General features: G+C 52.0%; 19 protein-coding genes. 9 read left to right on the top strand and 10 right to left on the bottom strand.

Going from position 1 to position 17,374, the window contains the following annotated elements:
• Window positions 1-6: 6 nt before the first annotated feature.
• The 9 genes from xthA to Q4501_RS09565 all read right to left on the bottom strand — a co-directional run bounded on the left by xthA (window position 7) and on the right by Q4501_RS09565 (window position 7,796).
• Window positions 7-819 carry an exodeoxyribonuclease III gene (gene xthA, locus Q4501_RS09605; RefSeq protein ID WP_303595999.1) on the bottom strand — a complete coding sequence of 271 codons (813 nt, stop codon included), beginning with the start codon at window positions 817-819 and terminating at the stop codon, window positions 7-9.
• A gap of 81 nt (window positions 820-900) precedes the next feature.
• Window positions 901-1,653 carry a hypothetical protein gene (locus Q4501_RS09600; RefSeq protein WP_303595998.1) on the bottom strand — a complete coding sequence of 251 codons (753 nt, stop codon included), beginning with the start codon at window positions 1,651-1,653 and terminating at the stop codon, window positions 901-903.
• The gene (locus tag Q4501_RS09595; protein WP_303595997.1) at window positions 1,653-2,171 is read right to left on the bottom strand and encodes a DUF2878 domain-containing protein; all 519 of its coding nucleotides are present in this window, start codon (window positions 2,169-2,171) and stop codon (window positions 1,653-1,655) included. Before Q4501_RS09595 ends, Q4501_RS09600 begins: the two co-directional genes overlap by 1 nt.
• A complete protein-coding gene (locus tag Q4501_RS09590; RefSeq protein WP_303595996.1) occupies window positions 2,168-3,442 on the bottom strand; it encodes a cyclopropane-fatty-acyl-phospholipid synthase family protein in 1,275 nt (424 codons plus the stop codon). Before Q4501_RS09590 ends, Q4501_RS09595 begins: the two co-directional genes overlap by 4 nt.
• Window positions 3,430-4,314 (bottom strand): DUF1365 domain-containing protein, encoded by an 885-nt coding sequence (locus Q4501_RS09585; RefSeq protein WP_303595995.1) that lies wholly within the window; start codon window positions 4,312-4,314, stop codon window positions 3,430-3,432. Before Q4501_RS09585 ends, Q4501_RS09590 begins: the two co-directional genes overlap by 13 nt.
• Window positions 4,315-4,316: 2 nt before the next feature.
• Complete coding sequence (locus tag Q4501_RS09580; protein WP_303595994.1) at window positions 4,317-5,582, bottom strand: NAD(P)/FAD-dependent oxidoreductase; 1,266 nt, start codon at window positions 5,580-5,582, stop codon at window positions 4,317-4,319.
• Complete coding sequence (locus Q4501_RS09575; protein WP_303595993.1) at window positions 5,579-6,379, bottom strand: SDR family oxidoreductase; 801 nt, start codon at window positions 6,377-6,379, stop codon at window positions 5,579-5,581. The genes Q4501_RS09580 and Q4501_RS09575 overlap by 4 nt, the downstream gene beginning before the upstream one ends.
• On the bottom strand, window positions 6,376-6,843 hold the full coding sequence (locus Q4501_RS09570) for a nuclear transport factor 2 family protein (protein WP_303595992.1): 468 nt from the start codon (window positions 6,841-6,843) through the stop codon (window positions 6,376-6,378). The genes Q4501_RS09575 and Q4501_RS09570 overlap by 4 nt, the downstream gene beginning before the upstream one ends.
• Complete coding sequence (locus Q4501_RS09565) at window positions 6,840-7,796, bottom strand: acyl-CoA desaturase (protein ID WP_303595991.1); 957 nt, start codon at window positions 7,794-7,796, stop codon at window positions 6,840-6,842. Before Q4501_RS09565 ends, Q4501_RS09570 begins: the two co-directional genes overlap by 4 nt.
• Window positions 7,797-7,925: 129 nt before the next feature.
• On the opposite strand from Q4501_RS09565, the gene Q4501_RS09560 reads away from it, so the two are divergent.
• Window positions 7,926-8,969 (top strand): NAD(P)/FAD-dependent oxidoreductase, encoded by a 1,044-nt coding sequence (locus Q4501_RS09560; protein WP_303595990.1) that lies wholly within the window; start codon window positions 7,926-7,928, stop codon window positions 8,967-8,969.
• Here the strand turns inward: Q4501_RS09560 and Q4501_RS09555 are convergent.
• The gene (locus Q4501_RS09555) at window positions 8,959-10,443 is read right to left on the bottom strand and encodes an HD domain-containing protein (protein WP_303595989.1); all 1,485 of its coding nucleotides are present in this window, start codon (window positions 10,441-10,443) and stop codon (window positions 8,959-8,961) included. The genes Q4501_RS09560 and Q4501_RS09555 overlap by 11 nt on opposite strands.
• Before the next feature lie 113 nt (window positions 10,444-10,556).
• Here Q4501_RS09555 and Q4501_RS09550 point away from each other — a divergent pair, with 113 nt between their 5' ends.
• The 8 genes from Q4501_RS09550 (at window position 10,557) to Q4501_RS09515 (ending at window position 17,368) form a co-directional block, all read left to right on the top strand.
• Window positions 10,557-11,777, top strand: a complete 1,221-nt coding sequence (locus Q4501_RS09550; protein WP_303595988.1) for a PP2C family protein-serine/threonine phosphatase — start codon at window positions 10,557-10,559, stop codon at window positions 11,775-11,777.
• A gap of 16 nt (window positions 11,778-11,793) precedes the next feature.
• Window positions 11,794-12,285, top strand: a complete 492-nt coding sequence (locus tag Q4501_RS09545) for an STAS domain-containing protein (RefSeq protein ID WP_303595987.1) — start codon at window positions 11,794-11,796, stop codon at window positions 12,283-12,285.
• 63 nt (window positions 12,286-12,348) lie between these two features.
• The gene (locus Q4501_RS09540) at window positions 12,349-13,416 is read left to right on the top strand and encodes an NAD(P)H-dependent glycerol-3-phosphate dehydrogenase (protein WP_303595986.1); all 1,068 of its coding nucleotides are present in this window, start codon (window positions 12,349-12,351) and stop codon (window positions 13,414-13,416) included.
• 25 nt (window positions 13,417-13,441) lie between these two features.
• Window positions 13,442-13,891, top strand: coding sequence for a histidine phosphatase family protein (locus Q4501_RS09535; protein ID WP_303595985.1), 450 nt, complete (start codon window positions 13,442-13,444; stop codon window positions 13,889-13,891).
• Window positions 13,892-13,934: 43 nt separating this feature from the next.
• Window positions 13,935-14,831 (top strand): radical SAM protein, encoded by an 897-nt coding sequence (locus Q4501_RS09530; protein WP_303595984.1) that lies wholly within the window; start codon window positions 13,935-13,937, stop codon window positions 14,829-14,831.
• A gap of 23 nt (window positions 14,832-14,854) precedes the next feature.
• On the top strand, window positions 14,855-15,421 hold the full coding sequence (locus tag Q4501_RS09525; protein WP_303595983.1) for a DUF1285 domain-containing protein: 567 nt from the start codon (window positions 14,855-14,857) through the stop codon (window positions 15,419-15,421).
• A 200-nt stretch (window positions 15,422-15,621) separates the two neighbouring features.
• The gene (locus Q4501_RS09520) at window positions 15,622-16,083 is read left to right on the top strand and encodes a peptidylprolyl isomerase (protein WP_303595982.1); all 462 of its coding nucleotides are present in this window, start codon (window positions 15,622-15,624) and stop codon (window positions 16,081-16,083) included.
• 271 nt (window positions 16,084-16,354) lie between these two features.
• Complete coding sequence (locus Q4501_RS09515) at window positions 16,355-17,368, top strand: HAD family phosphatase (protein ID WP_303595981.1); 1,014 nt, start codon at window positions 16,355-16,357, stop codon at window positions 17,366-17,368.
• Window positions 17,369-17,374: the final 6 nt, after the last annotated feature.

The raw sequence follows: 17,374 nt of genomic DNA, 5'->3' as shown, positions 1-17,374 counted from the left end.
TAGCGTTTAAAGCTCAAATTTTGCCCACACAGGGCAGTGATCAGATGGCCGTTCCATACCGCGGAAATCGATAGAAACACCCGCTTCGTATGCCTTCGGCAACAAGCTATCGCTGGCCATGATCAGATCAATGCGTAAACCGCGCTTGGGCTCCCTTTCAAAACCTTTGCTGCGGTAATCAAACCAACTGAATGTCTGTGCATCATCTGGGTGAAGGTAGCGAAATACATCGGTGAAGCCGCGACTCTCGACCTGGCCGAGCCATTCCCGTTCTTCCGGAAGAAATGAGCATTTCCCTGTGCGTAACCAGCGCTTGGCGTTATCCGGGCCTATTCCTATGTCTTTATCGGTTGGTGAGATGTTCATGTCCCCCATGATAATTACATGGCCGTCCTGTTTGTTAAGCTTATCCAGGTAGGCCATCAGGTCGGCGTAAAATTTTTCTTTTGCTGGAAATTTGACCGGATGGCTGCGGCTTTCACCCTGCGGAAAGTAACCGTTAATAACTGTCAGCTTTTGACCATTAACGGTGAATTGGCCGGTAATAAGGCGACGCTGAGATTCTTCATGATCACTGGTGTAACCTTTGATTACTTGATCTGGCTCTATGCGGGAGAGCAGGGCAACGCCGTAATGGGTTTTCTGACCATGGAAATGCACGTGATAACCAAGTTCACGAATGGCCTCGACCGGAAACTCTTCATCTCTTACCTTGGTTTCCTGCAATCCGATAACATCCGGGTTATGGCTCTCGATCAGCGCTTCAAGCTGATGCAGGCGGGTACGGATACTGTTGACGTTAAAAGATACAAACATCATGACTGAATACTCTCCGGCATTGGTTGCGGGAGGAGTTTAACACATTGAATCCGGTGCGCTGTCTTCCGTGAGGCGCCGCATTCAACGGGTCAGTTCACATTCCGGATAGCGGCTTACTGTATAACGGATGGCTGCGGTGTAGTTCCGGTCAGCATTCTCTCGCACGTTGGTGAGGCCGGAATAGGCTGTTAGCGCGCCCTTGCTGTTGTAGCCGAGAATGATAGGGTCGACGAGAAATTTAAGTACAAGGTTGACCGGGCGGATTTGCACCACATGATCAGCATCGATTGCCTCGCTCTGTGCTGGTTCAAGAATAAAAGCGTAATCCGTTCCCCGAGTAGGCGCGAGAAAGCGGAATTTTACTGAATTCTTGCTGACAACCTTCTCCCAGTTCTCGCGCACAAGATTGTCAAAACCTGCATCTACCACCAGGTTATCGGAAACCTTCACGCTGGAGCGCTCAATGTCACCCCCAGGCTTTTGCCAGGCAACTGCCACAGATCCGGAATCCGGATAGGTGATTTTCAGTGACTCCTTAAAATCCGGCTGCCGGAAATTCACCCCTGGCCGTATAGAAGATGGGGTGTAATCGAGCATTTTATTCGCGAAAGCTTTTTCACCAGCTTCAGCTCGGCGAATATAGGTCACCTGGTGTTCAAGTGGCTGGAATATGCCGCTTTCACAGAAACCCTCAACCCGATGTTGCTCATCATAAAGTGGTGTTCCATCTGCACGTTCAGCAGAACCCGTAAACTGGAATAGATCGGCCGCGACGGGCATTGCAAGGGCTGCCATGAGCGCGGATGCCGGCCATAGCCGGAGGTGGCGGCTCATCACGTCAACTCCGGATAGAGTGATTTACGGGCAAATAGCAGCAAGGGGAAGACCAACAGCCAGCCAAGAGCCAGAGCGATGAGTGATGGAACCAGTTCAGGCAGTTCCACCACACCTATTTTTGTTGCTGACCAATAGGTAAACGGACCGGCGATTGGTGCAAAAACAAAAGCCAGCCAGACCTTTCGACTGATCCAGTTCAGGGAATGGCTGAGGGTGGTCATGAAAATAGCCCAGATCGCGACGAGCCAGGGCGGAGTAATAAGCACGGCTCCAGTGCCGTCATCCAGTACGCCGAGCCGAAACCACAGCCCGTCGAGGGTAGCGCCCACAACGGTTCCGAGCCCGATGAATTGAAGCTCAGTAAAACGATTCTGACTGACAAAAATAAAATGAAGGATCAGAAGTGCCAGAACCAATAGCGGGCCAAACAGCTCAGGGTAGACCACACAGGAAAACCAACCGATCTGGAACAGCGTGAAATTCAATATATTACGGGTGGTCTCTGAAGTGATCATACACTTAATATGTTTTGCCGCTTGTTGTCTGGCTTTGCAAATACCAACTGTGAAACCCCGATGGCCCGCTCACTGAAGCCCGCTTCGCAATAAGCGAAGTAAAAGTGCCATAGCCTGCGAAACGCCTGGTCATACCCTAAGGATTCGAGTTGCTCCCGGTTGGCCATAAAACGATTAAACCAGTCGCGGAGGGTGCGGGCATAATGAAAGCCTGTGTCCTCTGAATGGGTCAATACCAGGTTTGACTGGTTACGTACGGATTCGAGAATCGCTCCAAACGATGGAATGAAACTGCCGGGGAAAATAAATCGCTGGATAAAATCCACATTTTTAAGTGCGCGCTGATAACGTTGCTCGGGCATGTTAATAGCCTGAACAAGGGCAAGGCCGTCTGGTTTCAGAAGCGCGTTTATCTGGCTGAAGTAACTATCCAGAAATTGTGGCCCCACCGCTTCGATCATTTCGATGGAAACGAGCTTGTCGAACTGGCCGGCCAGATCGCGGTAGTCATCAAATAACAAAGTAATCCTGTCTTCCAGACCTTCACTGCGAACCCTTTCTTGCGCAAGTTCCAGCTGTTCTTTAGAAATAGTGGTGGTGGTTACGTGGCAGCCATAATGCTTGGCCGCGTGAATGGCAAAACCGCCCCAGCCGGTTCCTATCTCGATTACCCGATCGCCTGGGTGCAAGTCCAGTTTCTGGCAAATGGTATCGAGCTTGTGCACGGCGGCTTCTTCAAGCGAAGATTCCTCGCTGGGGTAAATCGCTGAGGAATACATCATGGTTGGGTCGAGGAATGTCTCAAACAGATTGTTGCCAAGATCGTAATGGGCGCTGATGTTCTTTCTCGAACCGTCTTTAGTGTTCCTGTTGAGCCAGTGCAAGCCTTTGAGGGCAGGCTTGGTAACCCAGCTGAAGCGATCCTCAAACTCGTTCATGCGATCGATGTTGCGGGTAAAGAACCGCAGCAGAGCGACCAGGTCAGGGCTAGACCAATCTTCCGCCACATAGGCTTCTGCAGCGCCAACACTGCCGCCGGTGAGCAAATCACGCCAGGTACTCTCATCATTAACGATAAGTTCTGCGGGTGGATGTTTGGTGTTGCCGTCGCCAAAAACCAGATCATCCATTCCGGCCTGTCGTATGGTCAGAACACCTTCGCCCAGCTGACGGAGTTGCTGAACCACCAGACTCTTGGCAACCTGGCTGACGAGGGAGCTTTTTTTATGTGAGCTGGCAAGCGAGTTTGCCGATGTGTTCATGTTCTCCATGAGCTTACCTTTCCTCGAATCTTTTTGGTGTCGTCTGCACTGGTTACGTCCAGGCCCTGGTCACTGTTTCCCAGCCGGTAAGCAGGGTCGGTCCCTGCAAGCTTGTCCGGGTGGGTATAGAAGGGCGCGCCCTTGAGTTTCAGTTTCAGGGCATGCCAGTAGATACCGGCAGCAACCTTGAGCGCTTCCACAGGGAATTGGCGCAGGCTTCTATGGAGAGTTTTACGTGTAAGCGGGGTTCTCTGGACTACCAGAGTGGCATCAAAATGTTTTTTTCCTTCTTCAAGCACATTCATATGAACTCTCAGGTCCGGCCCCCGAAAGCTGAATGTCCATTCGTAGTGCTGTGCCATAGCGTTGAATGGAGAGACATGAAAGCGCTTGGTGAATCCGAATTGCTCAGTGCGCCAGCCGGCAGCATTAGGTTCACTGCCTGTGGTTTCCAGGCAATAAACGTGGCGTTCATGCCAGGGCGTATTGGTTATTTGCGCAACAATCACGGCAGGTACGTCACCATTGGCACCGCTTTCACCAGCGCGGTAACAAAAGTAAAAGCTCACGGGGTTAAACACGTAGCCGGCGTACCGCGGGTGCGTGATCAGTTCTACTGGCCCGTCTGGGAACCAATCGGTTGCGGTTTCAACCTGTTCCCGTACCGCTTCTGAAAGCAGGCCGGCCTCGGGCCTGAAATAGTCCTTGCGCTTTAATGACATCCAGTTAAAGCGTTCAAGGGAAAAGAACGGGCTCACGTTGGCGACCTGGTTCCATTCATCCGTATCCAGAGCCAACATGCCTGTGTGGTACTCAAACTCGTGCCGGACAGGATACAGGCGACGATGGCGAATTGAGCCTTGCAACCATTGGCTACTCATTTTCAGAGCTCCACCCCGAAATCACCGGTTACCCTTAGAGCACTGCGCACTCCATCCTCGTGGAACCCATTGAACCAGTAAGCGCCGCAAAAGTGCGTTCGGTTCTTGTTGCCAATTTCCTCGTAACGCTCCTGAGCCTGGACTGCATCCAGAGTAAACACCGGATGGGAGTAGTTGAACTGCTTTATTACCTTCTCCGGAGCTATGTCATGGCTTCGGTTCAAAGTAACGCAGAAGGTTTCCGGCGCGCTGTGGAAATTCTGCAAGATGTTCATGTTGTAGGTTACCGATACAGGCTCGGTGCTGTGTTTCGGGATAAAGTAGTTCCAGGCGGCCCAGGCTCTCTGGTTTTCTGGTAGCACACTGCTGTCAGTGTGCAGCACTACATCGTTGTCCTGATAAGGAATGGCGCCCAGAATTTCGCGCTCCTTATCGCTGGGATCACTAATCATCGCCAATGCCTGATCACTGTGGCAGGCAAATATAACTTGATCGAACTGGCGGGGCTGACCTTGGGTGCTCACGGTAACGCTGCTTTCGTCCCGGCTGACGGCTTGTACTGGAGAATTCAAATGAATGCGATCTCCAAGGCGTTCCATCATCGCCTTCACGTATTGTGCGGAACCACCGGAAATAACCCGCCAGGTGGGGCGGTCATCTACCGAAAGCATGCCGTGATTATTAAAAAACTGCAGAAAAAAACGTATCGGAAACTGTTCCAGCACGATTTCCGGTGCTGACCAAATAGCCGCGCCCATGGGGACAATATAGTAGTTCCGAAAATACCGGGAATAGCCGTTGCGGTTAAGGTACTCGCCCAAGGTTTCCGTGCTCTGGATCTTGCCAGCAGCCATATCTGCCCGGGTCTCTTTATTGAACCTCAGAATCTCGCGAACCATATTCAGAAAGCGCAGGTTCAATATATTTTTACGCTGGGCGAAAAGTGTATTCAGGCTGGTTCCGTTGTACTGCAGACCGGTGGTGCTGCTATCTACACTAAAACTCATATCACTGACTTCTGAGGGCACACCCAGGCGTTCCATCAAACGCATGAAATTAGGGTAGGTCCAGTCATTGAAAACGATAAAGCCTGTATTCACCGGCCAGGTACGTCCACCTGCCTCGACGTATTCCGTGTTGGTATGACCACCGGCGTAATCACCAGCTTCGAAAACTTCCACATCATGCTTTTCAGCGAGGAGCCATGCCGCCGTAAGGCCGGATACACCGGCACCAATAACGGCAATACGCTGACGTTCATTATTCATTCCTTTGCTTCCTGTTCGCTGGAGCTTTTTCGGGCCATCGAGGCGGCCATCCGATCAATCAAAGACTGGGGAAGGGCGCCCAGACTTTTAAGAATCCATGTGAAACGCTTTGGGAAGGCAACGTCGTTGTGACCTTTAACAATACCGCTAATGATTCGTTCGGCTGCGTCTTCAGCAGTGACCAGAAAGGGCATAGGGAAATCGTTACGATCGGTCAGAGGGGTTTTCACAAAACCTGGGGAAACCAGAACAACATCAATGCCCTCTGCCGAAAGATCTGCCCTAAGGCTTTGGGCAAAATAGGAGAGTGCAGCTTTAGAGGCTCCGTAGCCTTCCGCACGGGCGAATGGGAACCACCAGGCAGATGAACCCACAATAACAAGAGTGGCGGGTAAACCCTTCGCGCGGGTGCGACGCAATGCAGGCAGGGCGATGTCTAAGCAACGGGCTGTGCCGATAACGTTGGTTGTTATGTTTTTTTCAATTACATCGCTATTGTAATCTTCGACATCCAGATATTCACAGGTTCCGGCGTTAAGGATTGCCATATCCAGATCGCCGTGGGATTCCAGCGTTGCCGCAATCGCTTGCAACTCATCTTTGCTTGTCGTATCTGCAGCGGCAGGAGTAATCCGCTCCGGTGCAAGCAATTTCAACTGCTTCAGAGGTTCGGCCCGACGCCCGGTGATAACGAGCTTGTGTCCGTCACGAACCAGAGCGTGTGTTATGGATTCACCTATTCCGGAACTGGCGCCGGTAATCCAGATATTGGAGGAGGTTTCGAGACGAGCACTCATCCTGCGTACCCCTTGACCCAGCGGATGACGCCGCCAACTACCGGGAGATTTTCATAGAGGAGTTGGCCGGCGTCGAAATAGTCTCGGTGATAACAGATTTTTCCGTTTCTGACCTCCAGGTGGCTGATCCCGGCAACCTGTATCTCACGCCCACTGCGTATCCGTTTGTGCCGTAGATGCATCACCCAGGGAATCGTGGCGAAGCGGTCCTGAACAACCTCCGGCTCGAAGGCGAAGTGACACGAAATAACGTTCGCGTAGGAATTTGCGAAGTACTGAGTCAATGCGTCCAGCCCTTCGACAGCGCCAAGCGGATCCTGAAACCGGATATCTTCGCTGTATACCGAGGGTAACTTGTGAAGGTTGCCTTTATCGAGTTCGTTAAAAAGAAACCTGAAATGCTCCAGTGTCGCCGGTACGGCAGAATTCTGATGGCCTACTTCAATAGTTGCGACAGGTTTCATTTATGCGCCCTCCTCATTTGGTCAAGCTGGCGGGTTTCTTCCTGAATATGTTTTGGGATCGGGTTCAGCTCCCAGATGATGCCCAGTTTTGACAACGCCCACAGTCCATACCAGGTAATGTCGACCTCATACCAACGAAAGCCCTGTCGGACCGATTGGGGCCAACGGTGATGATTGTTGTGCCAGCCTTCTCCGAGGGTCAGTAATGCAAGCCAGAAGTTGTTACGGCTGCTGTCTGACGTTTCAAATCGGCGTTTCCCCCAGACATGGGACAACGAGTTAATGGAGACCGTGGCGTGGAATAGAGCAACAGTGGATATAAAAAAGCCCCATACGAGCATTTGCAGGCCATTGGTTCCCAAGCCTGGCGCCCATACAGCAAGGCCTTCACCAAGGCTGTAAATCAAAACAGCTGCGATGGCGGGTACCAGCGCGTCAAAGCGGTTAATCAGTTTAAGTTCGGGGAATTTGAGCCAGTCTCGTATACGCCGTTCGTCAGTAGCGAAACCCGCATCGCATGTAAACCAGCCCATATGCGACCACCAGAAGCCACCTTGATGGGGGGAGTGAAGGTCCTGTTCCCGATCCGAGTGCTGATGATGGTGACGGTGATGGGCTGCCCACCAAAGCGGGCCACGCTGAGCAGCACTGGCCCCAAGCAGTGCAAACACGAACTGGGCAGGGCGGCTGGTTTTGAAGGTCTTATGTGCAAAGTAACGGTGGTAAAATCCGGTAATCGCAAACATCCTCACAATGAAAAAAGCAAAGGCAAACCCGGCGGCAAAAGCGCTGACGCCGGTATAGAATGCAAGCAGACAGGCCAGGTGAAGCGCCAAAAAAGGTATGACGCGTACGAGGTTGAAGGATCGGGAGGTTACGTCCAGGTGATCCGAACCGGCGTCGGAATCGAACCACCTCATAATGTTAATAAACCAGTTTTGCACTCGGGTCATACTGTGAAAGCCCTTTTTCTCTGAGTTGAAGCTGAACAGCGAGGTTTTGGCGAAACTTTCAAAAAGCCCGGGCCCTGTCGCTTAACGGTTTGTACGCTCTCAACACAATACTTGGATTCACCAATTACCATGTTTAATGAGACATTTCATAAAAATCATATACGCCGTATCGCGATTGTTGGTTCAGGTCTTGCCGGTCTGACTGCAGCTATTAAATTGCAGCGGCAGGGCCACAAGGTGACTATCTTTGAAAAAAGTCGAGGCCCCGGCGGCAGGCTTTCAGCAAAACGGGTAGACGGCGGCTCCGTCGATATGGGCGCTCAGTACTTTACCTCTCGCAATCCTGATTTCCTGCCTTTTCTAGCGGAGTTTGCCGGAGAGGACAGCTTTGCTACCTGGAATGGACAGCTTGGCTTTCAGAGTAAAGATGGCAGTTGGCAGTCGTTTCCGGAGGAGCCCCGGTATGTTGGTACGCCAAGAATGACCGCACTGTCGCGCGCGCTCTCCGTTCATGTAAATGTGATTGCAGAAACCCGAATTGAACGTATGTTGCGGACAGAGAAATGCTGGATTTTGTACGATATTACTGGGGAACCTATGGGGCAGTTCGATCAGGTTATCATTACTACGCCACCAGCCCAGGCCCGAGACCTGCTTGCCCAGAGTGAATTGCCGCAACTGGCGGCACAGCTTGATGATGCGGTAAGCCGAGTGTTGCCATGCTGGGCAGTAGCCGTGCAATTTAGTGAAAACCCCTGGCCCAGGCATAGTGGAATGAGATGTGACCACCCGGCGCTATTCTGGGTAGCTAACAACTCCAGCAAGCCCGGCCGTGACAGTAACAGCCCCGATCAAAAGGGCACTTGGTGGGTGCTCCATGCAACCCCTGAGTGGACTAACCAAAACGTAGACGCCCCAGCAGACCGGGTGACAGCAGAGTTAATCGCAGCATTCAGGGAGCTAACGGGTACTGCGGTTGATGTTACAGATGCCATTGCACACAGATGGCTGTATGCCCGTTCCGAAGGCGGCGCCCAACCGGGCCATCTGTGGTTTGAGGAACAGGCTATTGGTGTTGCGGGAGACTGGCTTGGCGGTGGCCGGGTTGAAGGCGCTTTTGACAGCGCCTGTAGCCTGGTGTCGGCATCTGCTGAACCACCTGTTAGCCGTTAACGACTGGCCCGGAATTATTCGTGATATCCGGGCAGTTATAGAAGTGCGTAATGGTTCCATCGCTAAACTTGCTGAAAAAAGCACTTACGTCGGTGATTTTTTTCAGAGAGCGTGTGCGATTGACCGGATCACGGATTAACACCTTGATACCATTAAAATTGTCCTGAATATTGGAAAAACGCGCCCGCATGGAGCAGGTAACAACGTGTGCCGGGTTGAGCTCCATGGCCTCGGCCAGCCAGGCACTGTGGCTCGCAATCCCGCTGACAGAGAGGTCTTCTCGGGTGTCGAGGTGGTTCAGTTTTACCCTGTTCACGATGCAGAAAGCGAAGCTTTCAGGACGCTGGCGCGCAACTTTACGGAAGGCTTCCCAGAAAAAGTTGTCAGTGAGCTCGGCAAAATAGCGCATGTTGCTCAGGCAAGTGTCTATCCACTCAAAGCTCTCCGGGTCTTCCAGGACTTCGTTAATGGCCTCGCGCAGTAGCCAGTCAAACCCCAGCGCTGTTTTGTGGGCGTATACCTTGCGGTACATCTGGTAGCGGCTATAAACAAAGTCTTCCAGTGCCCCCAGGCCTTTTTGCGTAATGGCCAGCCCCAGCCAGGGTTCGGACTCATCCCAGCCAAAACGCAGGTTGCTGAGAAGGTGGTCGAGATTGAATCCGCCAATAGTGACAGACGAGTGGAACCCATCCCGCAGCATATAATCTGCGCGATCGGCGTCGATTTCCCCCGATACGATCGACGAAAGCAGATCCAGCACCAGGCGCGGAATGTTTTCGCTAATCAGTGATTCCGCTTCTGCGTCCTCTCCGGCAATAAACCCCCAGAAAGTGCGGGCATGGCGGCAAAAGGTTTCGCTGGGCGTAACGTCTGTGGTTTCCATAATGCCGATGACATCCCGCGCGTGCAGTCCAGCGCTTTCGAGATCAATGGCTGACAGCACATCATGGGCGACCCTTACCGAGTAGTGCTCGTGCTCGAGTTCATCGGGTTCCGTACTGTGATATGCGGAATAATCCACTCCTTCCCAAAGATCCGCGAACCGGCCGGATCGGGACATAAGCTCACGAATCCGCTGTGCCTGGGTAAACTGATGAGAGAAGCTGGAATGGCCGCTGTCGTGCAACAGACAGCCAAGGCGAATGGTCTTTGCAAGATAATCGATGGCGTCGAGTTGGCTGAGGCTCAGATCGGTTTGCTCGCTGAGCTGACGCTCCCGGAGATAAGCATCAATCATTGAACGGAACATGCGTGTGCCGACATGCATTACGCCAATACTGTGAAGAAAGCGGGAGTGGGTTGCGCCGGGAAATACCAGACTGAGAATATCATTCTGGCAAATATTGCGCAGGCGCTGAAACAGAGGGTGGTCAATGACCTGAACTTCATGCCGATATAATGGAATTGCGCCGTGAACCGGATCCATGATCAGCTTGTCATAGGCACCTAACAGGTCATTTACCGCTCGTCTCATTCGCAGGAATCTCCGGATTTCACCAAACTGGCCTTGTTATATAATGGGGGCGTGCCAGAATAGCCTTTGACACGCCATTTTTCGTTTATCGCTGGTAGTTTAGGGCAGTAGCCATGACCTCGCGCACCGGGCGCCTTTTAGTTCGTATATTGATCATTGATGCAGACGAGAAGGCTCGCGCTGATCTTGCGCGCTTTCTGGAAACCAGAGGGTTTTACGTCTCTGGTTACCACGACGTCGCTTCTGCCAGCGAGATGATTGACGATAACATGCCCGACGTTATCTTTGCAGATCTCCCGCCTCCGGAAATAGAAGGGCTTGCTGATCGTCTGGAAGAATCAGAGTCACTTACGCCAATCGTGGCCTGCTCAGTTACCCAATCCAGTAAAGATGTTGTCGATACCCTTCGGGCAGGTGCATCCGACTTTGTCCTCAAACCTTTCGGTAAAGATAAAAAAGCTATCGCTGACGTTATTCGCAAGCTCCTTGACCGGGTTCGGGTAGGGCGTCTTAACCAGTTGTACCGGCAGGAACTTGAAGATGCCAACCGGGACCTGAGAGACGGAATTGCCGAGTTGCGAGCGGATCAGCGGGCAGGGCGTAAAGTCCAGTTGAGAATGTTGCCGGAAAAAGAGCGTTTCACGGGTGGCCTTTATGTTGACCACCTGATCAAACCCTCCTTATACCTCAGTGGCGACTTCCTTGATTATTTTCCACTCACGGAAGACAAAACGCTGGTTTACATTGCTGACGTGTCCGGGCACGGAGCCAGCTCTGCGTTCGTAACCGTGCTACTTAAAAACCTCAGCAACCGCCTGCAACGCAATCTGCGCCGTGGATCTACTGACGATATTCTCTATCCCGACCGTTTTCTTGAACGGGTTAACTCGGAGCTGCTCGATACCGGGCTTGGTAAGCACGTAACAATTTTCGTTGGTGTTATTTCCTTGAGCGAACGTACGTTAAAGTATGCGGTGGGGGCACATTTCCCGATGCCAGTGCTGTCTTTTGAAGGCGGTGAGACTGCCTTTCTGGAGGGGAATGGCCTGCCTGTCGGACTTTTCGAGTCCCCGGAGTGGGAGGTTTACGAAGTTGCTTTGGAGAAGCCTTTCCATCTGATTCTGTTTTCAGACGGGATTCTTGAAGTCATCAGGCAGAAAAGTCTTGATGAAAAGGAGCAGAGACTACTTGAACTCGTATCTGGAGGCCGTCACACTGTCGCATCTCTTAGTGAGGCTCTCAATCTCGACGAGATCACAGAGTTACCGGATGATATCGGTATTGTGACGGTTACTGATACGATGACAGTGTCAGAAAACACATCGTTGAAATAACGGCAGTGTGAGAGGCATGGCTGGTTACAAAATCCTACAGGCTGAAAAGCAGGGCATTTATGTCCTTAAGTTTATTGGAGAAATCCGGCTGAATCTTTGCTGTACGCTGGATAATCTAGTGGACTCCATCACCCTTGACCCTCAGTTCAAGACCGTGGTGATTGATCTCACTGAAACCGAAGTTATTGATAGCACCACTCTTGGGCTTATCGCTAAAATAGCGATGGCAGCCCAAAAGCAAAGCAATTTTTTGCCTACGCTGATCACCACCAATCCCGACATTACCCGTATTGTCACCTCCATGGGTTTCGACAAAATCTTCATTATTGTCCGTGAGCCTGCCTCCCGTATTGAAGAGCTGGAAGAAATACCCGTGTTGAGGGCAAGCGAGCAAGACGTTCGTGACAGGGTGCTGGCCGCCCACAAAGTTCTTATGGGGCTGAATAAACAGAATCGGGAAGAGTTCAAAAATCTCGTGCGCGCCCTGGAATGCGAAGAGCCCGGCTGAAGTACCGCATTGACCAGCCTGGCTTGTGTGGTTCAGACCTGATTCAAAACAAACGGAACAACTATGCCTGAGAAAAATGAGCCCCTCACGAACGGGGCCAAAGAACCAGTACATGATGTAGCGGTTCTCGGGGGAGGCAGCTTCGGTTCTGCCATGGCGAAAGTTCTCGGTGAGAACGGTCACCGGGTTCATTTCTGGATGCGTGACGAGTCTCAAGTCGAAGAAATTCGCACAACAGGCGTCAATAGCCGTTACATGCCCGGGGTAGAGATTAAAGGAAAGATCCAACCGACTACCGACCTGGCAGATGCGGTAGATAAAGCTGAAATCGTATTTGTTGCCATTCCGAGCAAAGCCTTCCGGGCAGTTATCCATGCAAACCGCGACAAATTCAAAGATGGCCAGATTGTTGTCAGCCTGACCAAGGGTATTGAAGCTCATGGTTTCAAGCTCATGAGTGAAATTCTTCAGGAAGAGATTCCCCGCTGTCGTATTGGTGTGTTGAGCGGCCCAAATCTGGCGAGCGAAATTGTGAGTCGCGATCTCACCGCAACTGTCATTGCGGCCAAAGATCCGGACGTGCGTCGCACCGTTCAGGATCTGCTTGGCTGCGAATATTTCCGGGTCTACGCCAACGTGGACATATACGGCGTTGAACTCGCGGGCGCACTTAAGAACATATATGCCATCGTCGCAGGCCTGGCTTCTGCCCTGAAGATGGGCGAAAACGCCAAAGCGATGCTGATAACCCGTGGGCTCGCTGAAATGAGCCGTTTTGCTGTCAGCCTGGGCGCTAACCCCATGACCTTTATGGGCCTTGCGGGCGTCGGGGACCTGATTGTTACCTGTACCTCCTCCAAAAGCCGTAATTTCAGGGTTGGCTATGCCGTTGGCCAGGGGCAGAAGCTGGATGATGCAGTGGCTGAACTGGGTCAGGTGGCAGAGGGTATCTACACTCTGGAACTGGTGAAAGAGAAAGCGGAGGCAATCGGCATTTATATGCCTCTTGTTCGTGGTCTGTATGAGATTCTGTACGGAAATGCGTCCATCAGCGCAGTGATCAATAGCCTGATGATGTCTGTGCAAAACTCCGATGTGGAGTTCATCCTGCCGCGGACTATCACACAGTAACGAGGTTTAGCACCGGAGGTATGCTGTGTTATTACTCATCATGCGTCATGGCGAAGCTGGCTGGCACTCTCTCGATCAAGAGAGGACTCTCACTGAAACTGGCCGCCATCAGGTTGCCGGGTGCGCTGCACAGATTGCGGCTTCGCCCTGGAGACCGGCTCAGATATGGGTCAGCCCCTACGTGCGCGCACGGCAGACTGCGGCTATTGTTTCGGAGATACTGAACTGTCCAGTTGAAGAAAAGAGCTTTATTACCCCTGAAGACGACCCCGGCTTGTGCCTGAATGCGCTCCTTGAAAACCCTCATCCGCGCCTTATGCTGGTCTCCCATATGCCTCTTGTCGGCAGCCTTTCAACTTTACTGATTGATGGTCATCGGCGCGGCATCCCCTTTATGACCAGTCAGACTGTGGTGCTTGATATGCCCGTGGTCGGCCCAGGCTGTGCAGACTTGAAAACCCAGTTTCTGCCCTGATTGAGTTTTGATCAGGGTCACATCTATAATTTGAGTGCAGCATATGTACAGCTTTCCTATTGATTACGTTGAACCGGTATTTCGTCCACCCAGTGAGGCGAAATCTCTGATTCTGCCTGTTACCAATGGTTGTTCCTGGAATAAATGCACCTTCTGCGAAATGTACACCCAGCCTCAGAAAAAATTTCGGGCTCGAAAGCCAGAGGATGTGCGTCAGGACATTGCGAATGCGGCAAAAAGCCTGGGCGGAATAAAGAGGGTATTTTTGGCCGATGGCGACGCCATGGTATTGCCAACGCGCCGCCTGCTGGAAATCCTGAGTGAGCTCAAGGCTGCGTTTCCGGAGCTTCAGCGGGTGTCCAGTTATTGCCTGCCAAGAAACCTTGCCAGGAAAACCGTAGAGGAGCTCACTTTGTTGCGTGAAGCCGGGCTAAAGATTCTCTATGTAGGAATGGAATCCGGGGACGATGAGGTGCTGGAGCGGATCAACAAAGGGGAAACCTGGGAGTCAACGCGGTCAGCACTGGTCAAGATCCGGGAAGCCGGGCTTACCAGTTCCGTTATGGTGCTTAACGGTCTTGGCGGTTCAACGCTGTCACGCCAACATGCAGTAAATACCGCAACCCTGTGCAACGAAACCCAGCCGGATTACCTGTCCACCCTTGTGGTGAGTTTTCCTCAGGGCGAACAGCGCTTCCGAGAGGGATTCGGCCCGGATTTCGAGCCTCTGTCTCAGCAAGGGTTATTTGAAGAAATCCGGACTTTTCTCGAGCACCTCCAACTGGAGCGCACGGTGTTCCGGAGCGATCATGCGTCGAATTATCTAGTGCTGAAAGGCAACCTGGGCCGTGATAAGCAAAAACTGTTGGATCAGGTCAGCCTTGCCATCACGAATCCGGGCGCGGTGCCACTTCGTACTGAATGGCAGCGTGGACTGTAAATCATGGCTTACGGAGCAAAGATATGAGCCAGAACCCGGAAGATCTCGCCAAACAGGTTCAGCAAGCAGCAAACAACCTTAACCAGCCACCACTCGATAAATGGCGGCCGGAATTGTCCGGAGACATGGACCTGCGGATAAGCCGTGATGGGCAGTGGATTCATAAGGGGCAGCCACTGGGACGGGAGGCTATCGTCCAGCTGTTTTCGACGATTCTTCGGCGCGAGGAAGACGGGCAGTACTATCTGGTCACACCGGTAGAAAAATGGCGAATTCAGGTAGAAGACACTCCATTGCTGGCTCATTCCCTAACGGTTGAAGGTAGCGGTGAGCAACAGATTATAAAGCTAACCACCAACGTGGGTGAAACCCTGGAGGTTGGCAAGGAGCATCCTCTGGAAGTTGGTAGCTATGAGGATACGAAGCAGCCCCGGCCAGTAATAGGTGTACGCCATGGTGTCGTTGCCCGCTTGGTAACCGCTGCGTACTATGATCTGGCGGAGCATGTTGTGGAGCAAACCATGGGTGGAGAGCCAGTGCTCGGTGTATACAGCCATGGAAATTTCTACAAAATCGGGAAAGGTGGTTGAAAAGATTGGGGCCGCCCCCAGAAACGATTGTAGAAAACGCACTATTTCACTTGTTAAACTGTGTTTTCATACTTGTTACGAGCCTGGCTCTCAAACGAGGCCCGGTGGTCGTTAGTCCCTCTGTTCAGTCTGGCTGTTCATGATTACTTTCGATTGCCCTTAATCAATCAAACAGTCATTGCGACACTCAAGGAGATCACATGGCCCAACCTCGCGTTGTTACCATCCACTACACGCTCACCAACAACCAGGGAGAAGAGCTGGACTCCTCCCGCGTAGAAGGTCGTGAGCCTCTGTCGTATCTTGAAGGTGCACAGAACATCATCGGTGGACTGGAAAGTGCACTGAACGAAAAGAGCGCAGGCGACCAGGTTAAAGTTTCTGTCGAGCCGGCTGAAGGCTACGGCGAAGTTAACGAAGAGCTGGTTCAGCCAGTTCCGCGCACCGCCTTTGAAGGCGTTGACACCATCGAGCCGGGCATGCAGTTCCAGGCACAGACTCCGGGCGGCCCCCAGGTTGTTCGTGTTGTCGAAGTAAACGAAGAAACCGTTACCATCGACGCGAACCATCCTTTGGCGGGTGAAACTCTGCACTTTGATGTAGAAGTTATCGAAGCTCGTGATGCGACTGATGAAGAGCAAGAACACGGCCACGCTCACTAAGAGTGTCGGACCGGTTGTTGAAGAGGGGCTCCTGCGGGGGCCCTTTTTTGTTTCTGTAACACTTATTCCGACCAGATTTGCACAAATTAATGTATTTCCCTATTTAGCAAAGCTTAAAAAACTCGCTTAAACTTAGAGCAGGTGCAGGAACGCCGTCCCCTCACTGGAGCTGTAAATAGAGTATCCACCACACCAGCTGGAAATGGATGCTTTTCTGGGGCGATAACTCTCACTCAATATCCATCCTTCATAGTCATACCCGGAGATAGTTATGCGCGCCAAGAAACTCCTTTTTATGGCAACTTTGTTTGCATTAGTCTTCCCAGTTGCTGCGTTGGAGAAAAACGACCCTCTTCCTTCCTGGAGAGACAGCGACGCAAGGGCCGCAATCATCACATTCGTTGAGACGGTTACCGACGCATCAAGCGAGGACTATGTTCCGCCAGAAGACAGAGTCGCTACTTTCGATAATGACGGGACACTCTGGACTGAGCACCCGGTTTATACCCAGCTGGCCTATGCCCTAAGCCGCGTTAAGGAGCTGGCGCCTGATCATCCGGAATGGAAAAGCACGCAACCTTTCAAAGCCGTTCTGGACGGTGATATGAAGGCGCTTGGTTCAGCAGGAGAAGAGGGCCTTGTTGAATTGATGATGGCCTCCCACGCAGGGATGAGTACCGCTGAATTTGAGTCGATCGTCGTCAGTTGGTTCCAGACCGAGAGGCACCCCCGATTTAACCGGCCTTATACGGAACTCACCTACAAGCCCATGGTGGAGCTGCTTGAGTACCTGCGTGGGAATGAGTTCAGCACCTACATCGTCTCGGGAGGAGGGATAGAGTTCATGCGGCCGATGACAATGGAGGCCTATGGTATCCCGTCACAGCAGGTGATTGGCTCGTCGATCAAGACTGAATACAAGGTTGTGAATGGCACGCCGACGTTAGTACGCCTGCCCGAGATCAACTTCAATAACGATAAAGGTGGCAAGCCTGTCGCTATCAACCAGTTTATCGGAAAACGGCCGATTGCCGCCTTTGGTAACTCTGGCGGGGATCAGCAAATGTTGGAGTGGACAGGTGCGGGTGATGGGGCGCGCTTGATGATGTTGGTGTTCCACGACGATGCCGAGAGAGAATACGCGTATGGTCCCGCAAATGGCGAGATTGACACACATTTCGGAAAGTTTCCGCAATCATTGATGGTGAAAGCAAAGGAGCAGGGCTGGCATGTTATCAGCATGAAAAATGATTGGGCCAGTATCTTTAAACCAGTCGCTGAATGATCTTTT

The sequence above is a fragment of the Marinobacter sp. 2_MG-2023 genome (assembly GCF_030546935.1).
In the GTDB taxonomy this organism is placed as follows: domain Bacteria; phylum Pseudomonadota; class Gammaproteobacteria; order Pseudomonadales; family Oleiphilaceae; genus Marinobacter.
The sequence above is the reverse complement of the archived record's forward strand: the minus strand, read 5'-3'. Positions and strand labels throughout refer to the sequence as shown.

Coding starts and splice junctions, on each gene's coding strand:
- Q4501_RS09555 (WP_303595989.1), bottom strand. CDS start 10,443: ATGAGACGAGCGGTAAATGACCTGTTAGGTGCCTATGACAAGCTGATC.
- Q4501_RS09520 (WP_303595982.1), top strand. CDS start 15,622: ATGGCCCAACCTCGCGTTGTTACCATCCACTACACGCTCACCAACAAC.
- Q4501_RS09515 (WP_303595981.1), top strand. CDS start 16,355: ATGCGCGCCAAGAAACTCCTTTTTATGGCAACTTTGTTTGCATTAGTC.
- Q4501_RS09550 (WP_303595988.1), top strand. CDS start 10,557: ATGACCTCGCGCACCGGGCGCCTTTTAGTTCGTATATTGATCATTGAT.
- Q4501_RS09560 (WP_303595990.1), top strand. CDS start 7,926: ATGTTTAATGAGACATTTCATAAAAATCATATACGCCGTATCGCGATT.
- Q4501_RS09570 (WP_303595992.1), bottom strand. CDS start 6,843: ATGAAACCTGTCGCAACTATTGAAGTAGGCCATCAGAATTCTGCCGTA.
- Q4501_RS09575 (WP_303595993.1), bottom strand. CDS start 6,379: ATGAGTGCTCGTCTCGAAACCTCCTCCAATATCTGGATTACCGGCGCC.
- Q4501_RS09565 (WP_303595991.1), bottom strand. CDS start 7,796: ATGACCCGAGTGCAAAACTGGTTTATTAACATTATGAGGTGGTTCGAT.
- Q4501_RS09600 (WP_303595998.1), bottom strand. CDS start 1,653: ATGAGCCGCCACCTCCGGCTATGGCCGGCATCCGCGCTCATGGCAGCC.
- Q4501_RS09530 (WP_303595984.1), top strand. CDS start 13,935: ATGTACAGCTTTCCTATTGATTACGTTGAACCGGTATTTCGTCCACCC.
- Q4501_RS09585 (WP_303595995.1), bottom strand. CDS start 4,314: ATGAGTAGCCAATGGTTGCAAGGCTCAATTCGCCATCGTCGCCTGTAT.
- Q4501_RS09590 (WP_303595996.1), bottom strand. CDS start 3,442: ATGGAGAACATGAACACATCGGCAAACTCGCTTGCCAGCTCACATAAA.
- Q4501_RS09540 (WP_303595986.1), top strand. CDS start 12,349: ATGCCTGAGAAAAATGAGCCCCTCACGAACGGGGCCAAAGAACCAGTA.
- Q4501_RS09545 (WP_303595987.1), top strand. CDS start 11,794: ATGGCTGGTTACAAAATCCTACAGGCTGAAAAGCAGGGCATTTATGTC.
- Q4501_RS09580 (WP_303595994.1), bottom strand. CDS start 5,582: ATGAATAATGAACGTCAGCGTATTGCCGTTATTGGTGCCGGTGTATCC.
- Q4501_RS09525 (WP_303595983.1), top strand. CDS start 14,855: ATGAGCCAGAACCCGGAAGATCTCGCCAAACAGGTTCAGCAAGCAGCA.
- Q4501_RS09595 (WP_303595997.1), bottom strand. CDS start 2,171: ATGATCACTTCAGAGACCACCCGTAATATATTGAATTTCACGCTGTTC.
- xthA (WP_303595999.1), bottom strand. CDS start 819: ATGATGTTTGTATCTTTTAACGTCAACAGTATCCGTACCCGCCTGCAT.